This window comes from Burkholderia sp. 9777_1386 (assembly GCF_015712265.1).
In the GTDB taxonomy this organism is placed as follows: Bacteria; Pseudomonadota; Gammaproteobacteria; order Burkholderiales; family Burkholderiaceae; genus Burkholderia; species Burkholderia cenocepacia.
Map to the genome: position 1 here is coordinate 203303 of NZ_JACCQB010000004.1, position 13795 is coordinate 217097.

The following is a 13795-nucleotide window of genomic DNA, read 5'->3' on the forward strand; positions in this document are numbered from 1 at the left end:
CAATTCATGCGCCGCGTCGCGGCGCATTCCGCGTAAATGGATCTATCGATGCAATCCAAAGCTCAATCCCCACGCAGCAGTCAGATTTGTTCAACCGAGCCGGTGTTCGGCGGGCATCAGCCGCGCCGCGTATCGCATGCGGTGGATGTCCGCTGGGGCGGGCAACTCGTGACGATCGGCGGCGACGCGCCGGTGCGCGTGCAGTCGATGACGAATACCGACACGGCCGACGCGATCGGCACGGCGATCCAGATCAAGGAACTCGCGAATGCGGGCTCCGAACTGGTGCGCATCACGGTCAACACGCCCGAAGCCGCGGCCGCCGTGCCGGCGATTCGCGAGCAGCTCGACCGGATGGGCGTGACCGTGCCGCTCGTCGGCGATTTCCACTACAACGGCCACCTGCTGCTGCGCGACTACCCGGGCTGTGCGGAATCGCTGTCGAAGTACCGGATCAACCCCGGCAACGTCGGTCAAGGCGCGAAGCGCGACACGCAGTTCGCGCAGATGATCGAGGCCGCGGCGAAGTACGACAAGCCGGTGCGGATCGGCGTGAACTGGGGCAGTCTCGACCAGGACCTGCTCGCGCGCATGATGGACGAGAACGGCGCGCGGGCGCAGCCGTGGGACGCGCAGAGCGTGATGTACGAGGCGCTGATCCAGTCGGCGATCGGCTCGGCCGAACGCGCGGTGGAGCTCGGCCTGGGCCGTGACCGCATCGTGCTGTCGTGCAAGGTCAGCGGCGTGCAGGACCTGATCGCCGTGTACCGCGAACTCGGCCGCCGCTGCGGCTTCGCGCTGCACCTCGGACTGACCGAGGCCGGCATGGGTTCGAAGGGCATCGTCGCGTCGACGGCGGCGCTCGGCGTGCTGCTGCAGGAAGGGATCGGCGACACGATCCGCATCTCGCTGACGCCGGAACCGGGCGCGTCGCGCACGGGCGAAGTGATCGTCGGCCAGGAAATCCTCCAGACGATGGGCCTGCGCTCGTTCGCGCCGATGGTGATCGCGTGCCCGGGCTGCGGCCGTACGACGAGCACGCTGTTCCAGGAACTCGCGATGCAGATCCAGACCTACCTGCGCGAGCAGATGCCGGTCTGGCGCAAGGAATATCCGGGCGTCGAGAAGATGAACGTCGCGGTGATGGGCTGCATCGTCAACGGCCCGGGCGAATCGAAGCACGCGAACATCGGCATCAGCCTGCCGGGTTCGGGCGAGAACCCGGCCGCACCCGTCTTCATCGACGGCGAGAAGGTCAAGACGCTGCGCGGCGAGCGGATCGCCGAGGAATTCCAGCAGATCGTCAGCGACTACGTCGCACGCAATTACGGCCGCACCGAGGCCCTGAACTAATTCGTCCACACACACGAACGATGACTGAACAGAAACGCAAGATCGAGAAGCTCACCGGCGTCAAGGGCATGAACGACATCCTTCCGCAGGATGCCGACCTGTGGGAATTCTTCGAAGCTACCGTGAAATCGCTGCTGCGCGCGTACGGCTACCAGAACATCCGCACGCCGATCGTCGAACATACGCAGCTCTTCACGCGCGGCATCGGCGAAGTCACCGACATCGTCGAGAAGGAGATGTACAGCTTCACCGACGCGCTGAACGGCGAGAACCTGACGATGCGCCCGGAAAACACCGCGGCCGTCGTGCGTGCGTCGATCGAGCACAACATGCTGTACGACGGCCCGAAGCGCCTGTGGTACATCGGCCCGATGTTCCGTCACGAGCGTCCGCAGCGCGGCCGCTATCGGCAGTTCCACCAGGTCGGCGTCGAGGCGCTCGGCTTCGCGGGTCCCGATGCGGATGCCGAGATCATCATGATGTGCCAGCGCCTGTGGGACGACCTCGGCCTGACCGGCATCAAGCTCGAGATCAACTCGCTCGGCCTCGCCGAAGAGCGCGCCGCGCACCGCGTCGAACTGATCAAGTACCTCGAGCAGTTCGCCGACGTGCTCGACGAGGATGCGAAGCGTCGCCTGTATACGAACCCGCTGCGCGTGCTCGACACGAAGAATCCGGCACTGCAGGACATCGCGCAGAACGCACCGAAGCTGATCGACTTCCTCGGCGACGAATCGCGCGCGCACTTCGAAGGGCTGCAGCGCCTGCTGCTCGCGAACAACATTCCGTTCAAGATCAACCCGCGTCTCGTGCGCGGGCTCGATTACTACAACCTGACCGTGTTCGAGTGGGTGACCGACAAGCTCGGCGCGCAGGGCACGGTCGCGGCCGGCGGCCGCTACGATCCGCTGATCGAGCAGCTCGGCGGCAAGCCGACCGCCGCGTGTGGCTGGGCGATGGGCATCGAGCGCATCCTCGAGCTGCTGAAGGAAGAGGATCTCGCGCCCGAGCAGGAAGGCGTCGACGTGTACGTCGTGCACCAGGGCGAAACCGCGCGCGAACAGGCGTTCATCGCGGCCGAGCGTCTGCGCGACACGGGCCTCGACGTGATCTTCCACTGCAGCGCCGACGGCGCGCCGGCGAGCTTCAAGTCGCAGATGAAGCGGGCCGACGCAAGCGGCGCCGCGTTCGCGGTGATCTTCGGCGAAGAAGAGGTCGCGAACGGCACGGTGGGCGTGAAAGCGTTGCGCGGCGCGGGTGCGGAAGGGGAAAAGAACGTTCAGCAGACCGTACCGGTCGAAAGCTTGACCGAATTCCTAATCAATGCGATGGTTGCATCCGCCGAAGACGGCGACGACTGATCGCGCTGGCATCCGCTCGACAAGAAAAGCCTGAACAGGAAGGAATCGCTCGCCGATGAGTTATCACGACGAACAAGAATCGATTGAAAGTCTGAAGGCGTGGTGGGCCCGCTGGGGCAACCTCACCACGTGGATCGTGCTCGCGGCGCTCGTCGTCGCGGCCGGTTTCAACGGCTGGAACTACTGGCAGCGCCGTCAGGCTGCCGAGGCGTCCGGGCTGTACGAGCAGGTCCAGAAGGCTGCCGCCGCGAACGACAAGGCGACGATGGCCCGCGCGGCTGCCGACATGGAAGACAAGTTCGGCAGTACGCCGTATGCGCAGATGACGGCGCTCGCGGCCGCGAAGACGCTGTATGCGGCCGGCGACGCGGCCGGCGCAAAGGCACAGCTGCAATGGGCCGTCGATCACGCCAAGGACGACGAGTACAAGCAGATCGCGAAGCTGCGTCTCGCGTCGCTGCTGCTCGACGAGAAGGCGTACGACGCGGGCCTCGCGCTGCTGTCGGGTACGCCGGTCGATGCATTCAAGGGCCTCGTGGCCGATCGGCGCGGCGATCTGCTTGCCGCGCAAGGCAAGACCGACGACGCGCGCGCCGCTTACAAGCTCGCGCTCGACGGCCTGTCGAAGGACGACCAGTCCGCGCGCCAGCTCGTGCAGTTCAAGCTGGACGCGCTCGGCGGCTGAATTCCGGTCCCCTCAACCTCTTAACTCTGCTTCGCTAACCGATGAATTTGCTGAAACGTTACGCTGTGCCCGTTGCCTGCGCGGCGGCTGTCCTCGCTTTGGCGGCTTGCTCGTCGTCGAAGGACGCGCGCCGCGTGCCGACGCCGCTCACCGAGTTCAAGCCCGTCATGGACGTGCAACAGGTCTGGAAGGCGAGCGTCGGCAAGGGCGGGCGCTACCTGTTCTCGCCGGTGGCCGTGGGCGACGCCGTCTATGCGGCGGGCGAAAACGGTTCGGTCGAGAAGATCGACGCGAAGACGGGCCAGACGCTGTGGCGCTCGAAGGTCGGTTCGGACCTGTCGGCCGGAGTCGGCAGCGACGGCAACCTGACCGCGGTCGGTGCGTTGAAGGGCGGCGTGTTCGTGCTGGGCCCGGACGGCAAACAGCTGTGGAAGACCAGCGTGCAGGGCGAGATCTTCTCGCCGCCGCTCGTCGGCAACGGCCTCGTGGTCGTCCGCACGATCGACGGCCAGGTGATCGCGTTCAACGCGCAGACGGGCGAGCAGAAGTGGAACTACCGCAATCGTGCGGTGCCGCTGAACCTGCGCGTGTCGGCGGGCATGACGTTTGCGGGCGACGCGGCCGTGCTCGCGGGCTTCCCGGGCGGTGGTCTCGTCGCGATCAACCTGCAGACGGGCGAGCCGTTCTGGCAGACCCCGGTGTCGTTCCCGAAGGGCGTGACCGAGGTCGAGCGCATCAACGACGTCAGCGGTCCGCCGACGCTCGTGGGCGCGGAAACCTGCGCAGTGACGTTCCAGGGTCAGCTCGGTTGCTTCGATGCGAACTCGGGCCGGCCACTGTGGGAAAAGCCGTTCTCGAGCCGCAGCGGCCTCGCGCAGGACGATTCGGTGGTCGCCGGCGGCGACGACTGGTCGGTCGTCACCGCGTACGACGCGGCCACGGGCAACCAGCTCTGGCGCAACGACAAGCTGAAGAGCCGTGACGTCGGCGTGCCGTACCTGCTCGGGCACGCGGTCGTGATGGGCGATTACAAGGGCTTCGTGCACTTCCTGTCGCGCGAGGATGGCAGCTTCATCGCGCGGATGAAGACCGACGGCAGCGCGATCACGGCGGCGCCGGTCCTCGCGGGCAATACGCTCGTCGTGCAGACGAAGGACGGTGGCCTGTACGGGTTCCGTCCGCGCTGACGCGCACGAAACAGGCGTGGCCGTGGCGCGGCGGGCAGGTCCCGCGCGCCGCGGCCGCGCGACTTGAAGGCGGCCGGCGTTCCCGGCCGCTCGGTATTTGAAAGGCAGTTCGAGACGAAAGACGACGGCGCGCGCGCGCGCCGGGCGCGCGCATCCGGCGCGGCGCGAATTCGTGATATTTTCATTCAGCGCAGCCGCCCGCAGCAGCGGGCCTCCCGCTGCTGCGCTTCACCGTAGAAAACACAGATGAAACCGGTCATTGCCCTCGTTGGGCGCCCCAATGTGGGGAAATCCACGCTGTTCAACCGGCTCACGCGCTCGCGCGATGCGCTGGTCGCCGACTTGCCGGGCCTGACGCGCGATCGCCATTACGGCGAAGGGCGCGTCGGCGAACGGCCTTACCTGGTCGTCGATACGGGCGGCTTCGAACCCGTCGCGAAGGACGGCATCCTGCACGAAATGGCGCGCCAGACGCGGCAGGCCGTCGAGGAGGCCGACGTCGTCGTGTTCATCGTCGACGGCCGTAACGGACTCGCGCCGCAGGACAAGTCGATCGCCGACTACCTGCGCAAGACCGGCCGGCCGATCTTCCTGGTCGTCAACAAGGCCGAGGGGATGAAGTACACGGCGGTCGCGACCGACTTCTACGAGCTCGGGCTCGGCGATCCGCGCGCGATCTCGGCCGCGCATGGCGACGGCGTGACCGACATGATCAACGAGGCGCTCGAAGTCGCGTACGCCGGCCAGCCCGAGGAAGCGGAGGAGGATGATCCGTCGCGCGGCATCAAGATCGCGATCGTCGGCCGTCCGAACGTCGGCAAGTCGACGCTCGTCAACGCGCTGATCGGCGAAGACCGTGTGATCGCGTTCGACATGCCGGGCACGACGCGCGATTCGATCTACGTCGACTTCGAGCGTAACGGCAAGAAATACACGCTGATCGACACGGCCGGCCTGCGGCGCCGCGGCAAGGTGTTCGAGGCGATCGAGAAGTTCTCGGTCGTGAAGACGCTGCAGTCGATCTCCGACGCGAACGTCGTCATTCTTCTGTTGGATGCGCAGCAGGACATTTCCGACCAGGACGCGCACATCGCCGGCTTCGTCGTCGAGCAGGGCCGCGCGCTCGTGATTGGCGTGAACAAGTGGGACGGCCTCGACGACCACGCGCGCGACCGCGCGAAAGCGGATTTGACCCGCAAGCTGAAATTCCTCGACTTCGCGAAATCGCATTTCATTTCGGCCGCGAAGAAGACGGGTATCGGCGCGCTGATGCGCTCGGTCGACGATGCCTACGCGGCGGCGATGTCGAAGCTGCCGACACCGAAGCTCACGCGCGCGCTGATCGAGGCGGTCGAATTCCAGCAGCCGCGCCGTCGCGGCCCGGTGCGTCCGAAGCTGCGCTACGCACACCAGGGCGGCCAGAATCCGCCGATCATCGTGATCCACGGCAACGCGCTCGACGCGGTGACGGAAACCTACAAGCGCTACCTCGAAAACCGGTTCCGCGAAACTTTCTCGCTGACCGGGACTCCATTGCGCATAGAGTTCCGTTCGTCGAACAACCCGTACGCGGACAAGGGCTGAAGCACGTCCCGCAAGGGCTAGGCCGCATGGCCTACGCCCGGGCGGGGCAGGCAAAATCAGCTATAGTGTAGCGATTGGCGCCGGATCTCTTTTTCTTCGCCGCCAATCCAGATCAACCTGCAAAAAAAGATGGAGTACGCCATGAGCAACAAAGGGCAATTGTTACAAGACCCGTTTTTGAACGCACTGCGCAAAGAGCACGTTCCCGTTTCGATTTACCTCGTCAACGGCATCAAGCTTCAAGGGAACATTGAATCGTTCGACCAGTACGTCGTGTTGCTCCGTAATACGGTGACCCAGATGGTTTACAAGCACGCCATCTCGACGGTCGTGCCGGCGCGCCCGGTGAATTTCCACCCGGACGCGGAAGCCTCGTCCTAACCTATCGCAGCGGCCGGCATCCGGTCGCCGCGAGCGACCGATGCCAGCCGCCTTATCTTGACACCCGATAATTTGATCAACGCAGCGCTCGTCGGCATCGATTTCGGCAAGACCGATTTCGAAGCCAGTCTCGAAGAACTCAGTCTTCTCGCCTCCAGTGCGGGAGCCCGTCCCGCCGTCACCCTCACGGGTCGACGCGCCAGTCCCGATGCCAAGATGTTCATCGGCAGCGGCAAAGCCGAAGAATTGCGGCTCGCCTGCGATGCGCACAACGTCGAAATCGTCATCTTCAACCACGCCTTGGCGCCCGCCCAGCAACGCAATCTGGAGCAGGCACTTAACAGGCGCGTGGTCGATCGCACGAGCCTCATCCTCGACATCTTCGCGCAGCGTGCCCGCAGCCACGAAGGCAAGCTGCAGGTCGAGCTCGCGCAGCTTCAATACCTGTCGACCCGGCTGATTCGCGCGTGGACCCACCTGGAGCGGCAAAAGGGCGGTATCGGCCTGCGCGGCCCGGGTGAAACCCAGCTCGAAACCGACCGCCGGCTGATCGGCGAACGCATCAAGATGCTGAAGTCGCGGCTCGACCGGCTGCGTCGCCAGCACAGCACGCAGCGCCGGCAGCGCGCGCGCAGCGGCACGATGTCGGTGTCGCTCGTCGGCTATACGAACGCGGGCAAGTCGACGCTGTTCAATGCGCTGACGAAAGCGCAGGCCTACGCGGCCGACCAGCTGTTCGCGACGCTCGATACGACGTCGCGGCGCGTGTACCTCGGCGACGAGGTCGGGCAGATCGTCGTGTCCGATACGGTCGGGTTCATCCGCGAGCTGCCTCACCAGCTCGTCGCGGCGTTTCGCGCGACCCTCGAGGAAACGATCCATGCGGATCTGCTGCTGCATGTGGTCGATGCGTCGAGCGCGGTCCGGCTCGAGCAGATCGAGCAGGTCAACGGCGTGCTGCACGAGATCGGCGCGGACACGATCCGGCAGGTGCTGGTCTTCAACAAGATCGACGCCGTGCCCGAGCTGGCGGCCCGCGGCGACGCGGTCGAGCGGGACGAGTATGGTAATATTTCGCGCGTCTTTTTGAGCGCGCGCACCGGTCAGGGTCTCGATACGTTGCGTGCCGCCATCGCCGAAATCGCCTCCGCGGAACACCTTTCCAGCGCGACGTTACCCGACGCGCTCGATGGCACGTCCGCTGAACCGCACGAAGACCACACGATTTCCGAACACGGGCGCTAACCGGTCCCGGCCGGTTCGCCGGCGTCTAATCTGGTGAACAAACTCTGGTGAACGAATACAACGAGCGGAGTACCTGGCGGCGGATGCGCGCCTTGCTGTCGATCAACGATCCCCGCTGGGGACGCGGCGAAGGCAATGGCAAGGACGGATCCCGCCCCCGCGCGAACGAATCGAAGCGTCCGCAAGGCGGCGACGGCGACGGTCCGCCCGATCTCGACGAGATGTGGCGCAACTTCAACCGGCGCCTGAGCGGCCTGTTCGGCGGCAAGGGCGGCAACGGCTTCCGTCCCGACAACGGCCGGGCCGCACGGGTCGGCGTCGGCATCGTGATCGGCGTGCTGGTCGCGGTGTATGCGGGCAGCGGGCTGTTCGTCGTGCAGGAAGGCCAGACGGGCGTCGTGCTGCAGCTCGGCAAGCTGTCGGGCACGGTCGGCCAGGGCGTGCACTGGCGCGCGCCGTATCCGTTCGCATCGCACGAGATCGTCGACACGTCGCAGGTCCGTTCGATCGAGATCGGCCGCAACAACGTCGTGCGTCTCGCGAACGTGAAAGAAGCCGCGATGCTGACGCGCGATGCCGACATCGTCGACGTGCGCTTCATCGTCCAGTACCGGATTCGTTCCGCCACCGATTACCTGTTCCGCAGCGTCGATCCCGAGCGCAGCGTGTCGCAGGCCGCGCAGGCCGCGGTGCGCGCGATCGTCGGCACGCGCAGCGCGGCCGACATGCTGAACCAGGACCGCGATGCGCTGCGCGAGCAGCTGTCCACCGCGATCCAGCGCGATCTCGACCGCTACCAGTCGGGGCTCGAGGTCACGGCCGTCACGATGCAGAGCGTCGCGGCGCCCGACCAGACCCAGGCCGCGTACGCCGAAGTCGCGAAGGCGCGCGACGAGCGCGAGGCCGCGAAGCGCGCCGCGCAGGCGTATGCGAGCGACCTGCTGCCGAAGGCGCAGGGCGATGCGGCGAAGCTCGTCGACGAAGCGAAGGCGTATGCCGACCGCGTGGTCACCGAAGCCGAAGGCGACGCGGACCGCTTCAAGCAGGTCTACGCGCAGTACTCGAAGGCGCCGGCGGTCATCCGCGAGCGGATGTACCTCGAGACGATGCAGGAAATCTATTCGAACGCGACGAAGGTATTCGTCGGCAACAAGGGCGGCAACAGCGTCGTGTATCTGCCGCTCGACAAGCTCGTCGAGCAGGGGCGGCAAAACGCCGCCGCGTCGACCGGCGCATCCGCCGCCGATGCGGCGTCCGCACCGGCGGCAACCGTGCCGTCGGCAGCCGCTGCCGCGCCGGCGAGCGCCGCACCGGCCGCCACCGCGTCGGGCGTCGACGTGCTGCGATCGCGCGAAGCGTTTCGCAGCCGGTCGCGTGAAGACGATACGAAGTAACGGGGAGCGCAGAACATGAACCGAATCATTGCGCTCGTCGTCGCAATCGTGATCGTCGCCTTCGCGGCATCATCGACGGTCCTCACCGTCGATCCGCGCCATGCGGCCGTGTTGTCGGGCCGCGACGGCACGCAGCCCGAGCTCGCGGGCCCCGGCGTCCACTTCAAGCTGCCGCCGCCGCTGCAGACGGCCACGCTGATCGATACGCGCCTGCAGTCGCTCGAGTCGTCCGATCCGCTGCAACTGGCAACCGAAGACAAGCACGACCTGCTCGTCGCGTATGCGGTGAAGTACCGGATCAGCGATCCGATGAAATATTTCACGGCGACGGGCGGCGACCCGGCGGCGGCGGCCGAACGGCTGTCCGGCGCGCTGAAGAGCGCGCTCGGCGACGCATTCGGCAAGCGCGCGCTCGACGATGCCCTCGGCGGTCAACGTGCGATCGCCGATGCGGCGCGCGATGCGACGAAGGCGAATGCGACCGGTTTCGGCGTCGACGTGGTCGACGTCCAGCTGACGCGCGTCGACCTGCCGGCCGCGCAGACGGATGCCGTCTATCAACGGATGATCGGTGCGTTGCGCGATCAGGCGGCGCAAGTGCGCGCGCAAGGCGCGGCCGACGTCGAGCAGATCAAGGCCGACGCCGAACGCGAGCAGCAGGCCGTGCTCGCGAACGCGTACAAGTCCGCGCAGACGATCAAGGGCGAGGGCGATGCGAAGGCCGCGACGATCGCCGCAGACGCGTTCGGCCGCGATCCGCAGTTCTATCAGTTCTACGCGAGCCTGCAGGCCTACCGGAATACGTTCAAGCGCAACGACATCATCGTCGTCGATCCCGACAGCGAGTTCTTCCGCTTCATGCGCAGCCCGACGGGCGGCGCCGCACCGGCGGCGCCTGCTCCCCGCAAACATTGACTTTGGGGCGCCGCGTCGAGCGGCGCCGTCGCTCGCATGGACCTGGCTGGCTCGTTGTTGCTCGCAGTAGCGCTGATGCTGATCATCGAGGGGGCGTTCCCCTTCGTGTTTCCCGTCGCCTGGCGCGACACGTTTCGTAGAATAGCCGAGCGGCCGCCGCATCATATCCGGATCGGCGGGCTGATCGTGATGGTGCTCGGGCTCGTGCTGCTGCTGCTCGCGACCTGACCGGAGCCCCGATCCGGACGGCGCATCCGCCGTTCGTTCCGCCCGATTTCGAAGTTCCGATTCAACTCGCGGCGCGCGTGTCGCGCGCCGTTTCCCGTCGTAGGACCGTACCGATGTCGACCTGGTTACTTCCCGAGAATATCGCCGACGTGCTGCCGTCGGAAGCGCGCAAGATCGAGGAGCTGCGCCGCAGGCTGCTCGACCGCTTCCGTTCGTACGGCTACGAAATGGTGATGCCGCCGCTGCTCGAGTATCTCGAGTCGCTGCTGACGAGCGGGGGCGCCGATCTGCGCCTGCGCACCTTCAAGCTGGTCGACCAGTTGTCGGGCCGGACGCTCGGCCTGCGCGCGGACATCACGCCGCAGGTCGCGCGGATCGACGCGCACCTGTTGAACCGTCAGGGCGTGACGCGCCTCTGCTATGCGGGCCACGTGATGCATACGCGTCCGCGCGGGCTGCACGCGACGCGCGAACAGATCCAGATCGGCGCGGAAATCTACGGCCACGCCGGCCTGGAAGCCGATCTCGAGATCCAGCAGCTGATGCTCGACGCGCTGCATCTCGCGGGCCTGTCGCGGATCCGCCTCGACCTCGGTCACGCGGGTGTGCTCGCGGCGCTGCTGGCGCGCGACGCGCAGGCCGCGGAGCGCGGCGAGTCGCTGTACGACGCGCTGTCGGGCAAGGACGTGCCGCTGCTGAACGAGCTGACCGACGATCTCGGCGCCGATACGCGCGCCGCGCTGCGTGCGCTGCCGAACCTTTACGGCGACGCGAGCGTGCTCGCCGAGGCGCGCACGCGCCTGCCGGTGCTGCCCGAAATCACGCGGGCGCTCGACGATCTCGCGCAGCTTGCGTCGCAGGCGAAGGGCGTCGAAGTCGCGATCGATCTCGCCGATTTGCGCGGTTACGCGTATCACAGCGGCGCGATGTTCAGCGCCTACATCGACGGCGTGCCGAACGCGATCGCGCGCGGCGGTCGTTACGACCACGTGGGGCAGGCCTATGGCCGGGCCCGCCCGGCAACCGGCTTTTCGCTCGACCTGCGCGAGCTCGCGCGGATTTCGCCGGTCGAGGCGCGCGGCACCGCGATTCTCGCGCCGTGGGCGCAGGACGACGCGCTCGGCGCGGCGGTCGCGGCGCTGCGCGATGCGGGCGAGGTCGTGATCCAGGCGCTGCCGGGCCACGACCACGTGCTCGACGAATTCGCCTGCGATCGTTCGCTCGTCGAGCGCAACGGCGCATGGGTGGTCGAACCCCGATAAACAGGCGTTCGCGGGCTGCGCTTCGGCGTGCATATCGTTGAAGCGAAACGGAAAAATTCGGAATCGCCCGCGAACATAGGTAGAATACGTTTTTAACCAGCTAACGAATCAACATGTCTGCCAGCGCAGTGAACGTGACTCCCGGGCGCAATGTCGTCGTCGTGGGAACGCAATGGGGTGATGAAGGCAAGGGCAAGATCGTCGACTGGCTGACGGACCACGCTCAAGGCGTCGTGCGTTTCCAGGGCGGTCACAACGCCGGCCACACCCTCATCATCGGCGGCAAGAAAACGATCTTGCGCCTCATTCCGTCGGGCATCATGCGTGAAGGCGTCGCCTGCTACATCGGCAACGGCGTCGTTCTGTCCCCCGAAGCACTGTTCAAGGAAATCGGCGAGCTCGAAGAGGCCGGCGTGAACGTACGCGACCGTCTGTTCATCTCCGAAGCCACGACGCTGATCCTGCCGTACCACATCGCGATCGACCAGGCGCGCGAAGCGCGCAAGGGCGCGGGCAAGATCGGCACGACGGGCCGCGGCATCGGCCCCGCGTACGAAGACAAGGTCGGCCGCCGCGCGCTGCGCGTGCAGGACCTGTTCGACGCGAAGACCTTCGCCGATCGCCTGCGCGAAAATCTCGATTACCACAACTTCGTGCTGACCCAGTATCTGGGCGGTGCGGCCGTCGACTTCCAGGCCACGCTCGACACGATGCTCGGCTATGCCGACCGCCTGAAGCCGATGGTGGCCGACGTGTCGCGCCGCCTGTACGACGCGAACAACGCGGGCCAGAACCTGCTGTTCGAAGGCGCGCAAGGCACGCTGCTCGACATCGACCACGGCACCTATCCGTTCGTCACGTCGAGCAACTGCGTCGCGGGTGCGGCGTCGGCGGGCGCGGGCGTCGGTCCGCAGAAGCTCAACTACATCCTCGGCATCACGAAGGCGTATTGCACACGCGTCGGCTCGGGCCCGTTCCCGAGCGAGCTGTACGATGCGGACAACCCGCAGCGCCAGGACCAGGTCGGCGTCACGCTCGCGAACGTCGGCAAGGAATTCGGTTCGGTCACGGGCCGTCCGCGCCGCACCGGCTGGCTCGACGCGGCTGCGCTGCGCCGTTCGATCCAGATCAACGGCGTGTCGGGCCTGTGCATGACGAAGCTCGACGTGCTCGACGGCCTCGACGAAGTCAAGCTGTGCGTCGGCTACAAGGTCGACGGCAAGGACGTGGACATCCTGCCGCGTGGCGCGGTCGACGTCGCGCGTTGCGAGCCCGTGTACGAAACGTTCTCCGGCTGGAAGGAAAGCACGGTCGGCATCAAGACGTGGGACGCGCTGCCGGTGAATGCACAGGCATACCTGTCCCGTGTCCAGGAAGTGGCTGGCGTGCCGGTCGACATGGTGTCGACGGGCCCGGACCGCGACGAAACGATCCTGCTCCGCCATCCGTTCAAGGTGTAATTCCCAGATGACGCAGCAAATCACGATGACGGCGGCAGACTTGATGACCGATCCGCGCAACGACGACAAGAACCTGTGGGTAGGCTGGGACGAGTATCACCGGCTGATCGAGCTGCTCGCGCTCCAGGTGCACGCCTCGGGCTGGAAGTTCGACCAGATCCTGTGCCTCGCGCGCGGTGGCCTGCGCGTCGGCGACCAGCTGTCGCGCATCTATGACGTGCCGCTCGCGATCCTCGCGACGAGCTCGTACCGGGAAGCAGCCGGCACCGAGCAGGGCGAGCTCGACATCGCGCAGTACATCACGATGACGCGCGGCAACCTGGCGGGCAACGTGCTGCTGGTCGACGATCTCGTCGATTCCGGCGTCACGCTCGCACGCGTGCAGGAGCACCTGAAGGAACGCTATCCGTCCGTGACGGCCGTGCGTTCGGCCGTGCTCTGGTACAAGGGTTGCTCGAAGGTCAAGCCCGACTATCACACGCAGTTCCTGCCGACGAATCCGTGGATTCATCAGCCGTTCGAGGAGTGGGACACGGTTCGTCCGCACAACCTCGAGGCGTGGATCAAGCGCGGTCGCGCGCAGCGCGACGGTTCGGGCGCGTAAGCGTCCGGCCGATCGAAGGAAAGTCTTGTACGGCGCCGCTTGCGGCGCCGTTTTTCATTGGCGCGCGGGTGGCGCCGGGCGGCGTGTGCGGCGGACCCGATAGGCAGGCGGCGCGGCCCCGGCTATGATGGCAGCC

13 protein-coding genes are annotated in these 13795 nt (G+C 66.4%); all 13 read left to right on the top strand.

Annotation, left to right across the window (positions count from 1 at the left end):
* Window positions 1-48 precede the first annotated feature (48 nt).
* Entirely contained in the window at window positions 49-1353 is a 1305-nt protein-coding gene (gene ispG / locus H0X91_RS05925; RefSeq protein WP_196432876.1) for a flavodoxin-dependent (E)-4-hydroxy-3-methylbut-2-enyl-diphosphate synthase, read from the top strand.
* A 20-nt stretch (window positions 1354-1373) separates the two neighbouring features.
* Window positions 1374-2714 carry a histidine--tRNA ligase gene (gene hisS, locus H0X91_RS05930; protein WP_196432877.1) on the top strand — a complete coding sequence of 447 codons (1341 nt, stop codon included), beginning with the start codon at window positions 1374-1376 and terminating at the stop codon, window positions 2712-2714.
* A 55-nt stretch (window positions 2715-2769) separates the two neighbouring features.
* Window positions 2770-3399, top strand: coding sequence for a tetratricopeptide repeat protein (locus H0X91_RS05935; protein WP_006478678.1), 630 nt, complete (start codon window positions 2770-2772; stop codon window positions 3397-3399).
* A 41-nt stretch (window positions 3400-3440) separates the two neighbouring features.
* Window positions 3441-4586, top strand: a complete 1146-nt coding sequence (gene bamB / locus H0X91_RS05940; RefSeq protein ID WP_006483316.1) for an outer membrane protein assembly factor BamB — start codon at window positions 3441-3443, stop codon at window positions 4584-4586.
* A gap of 246 nt (window positions 4587-4832) precedes the next feature.
* The gene (gene der / locus H0X91_RS05945) at window positions 4833-6170 is read left to right on the top strand and encodes a ribosome biogenesis GTPase Der (RefSeq protein ID WP_006493685.1); all 1338 of its coding nucleotides are present in this window, start codon (window positions 4833-4835) and stop codon (window positions 6168-6170) included.
* 141 nt (window positions 6171-6311) lie between these two features.
* Window positions 6312-6551: an RNA chaperone Hfq gene (gene hfq, locus H0X91_RS05950; RefSeq protein WP_006399927.1), complete on the top strand. Its 240-nt coding sequence runs from the start codon at window positions 6312-6314 to the stop codon at window positions 6549-6551.
* Between the two features lie 72 nt (window positions 6552-6623).
* On the top strand, window positions 6624-7796 hold the full coding sequence (gene hflX / locus H0X91_RS05955; protein ID WP_006483315.1) for a GTPase HflX: 1173 nt from the start codon (window positions 6624-6626) through the stop codon (window positions 7794-7796).
* Between the two features lie 47 nt (window positions 7797-7843).
* Complete coding sequence (hflK, locus tag H0X91_RS05960; RefSeq protein WP_006493684.1) at window positions 7844-9190, top strand: FtsH protease activity modulator HflK; 1347 nt, start codon at window positions 7844-7846, stop codon at window positions 9188-9190.
* Between the two features lie 15 nt (window positions 9191-9205).
* Window positions 9206-10105, top strand: coding sequence for a protease modulator HflC (gene hflC, locus H0X91_RS05965; protein WP_006485903.1), 900 nt, complete (start codon window positions 9206-9208; stop codon window positions 10103-10105).
* Window positions 10106-10141: 36 nt separating this feature from the next.
* Entirely contained in the window at window positions 10142-10333 is a 192-nt protein-coding gene (locus H0X91_RS05970; protein WP_006478685.1) for a DUF2065 domain-containing protein, read from the top strand.
* Between the two features lie 113 nt (window positions 10334-10446).
* Window positions 10447-11595, top strand: a complete 1149-nt coding sequence (locus H0X91_RS05975; RefSeq protein ID WP_006496416.1) for an ATP phosphoribosyltransferase regulatory subunit — start codon at window positions 10447-10449, stop codon at window positions 11593-11595.
* Window positions 11596-11708: 113 nt separating this feature from the next.
* On the top strand, window positions 11709-13055 hold the full coding sequence (locus H0X91_RS05980; RefSeq protein ID WP_006496417.1) for an adenylosuccinate synthase: 1347 nt from the start codon (window positions 11709-11711) through the stop codon (window positions 13053-13055).
* 7 nt (window positions 13056-13062) lie between these two features.
* A complete protein-coding gene (locus H0X91_RS05985; RefSeq protein ID WP_006485899.1) occupies window positions 13063-13659 on the top strand; it encodes a phosphoribosyltransferase in 597 nt (198 codons plus the stop codon).
* Window positions 13660-13795 lie beyond the last annotated feature (136 nt).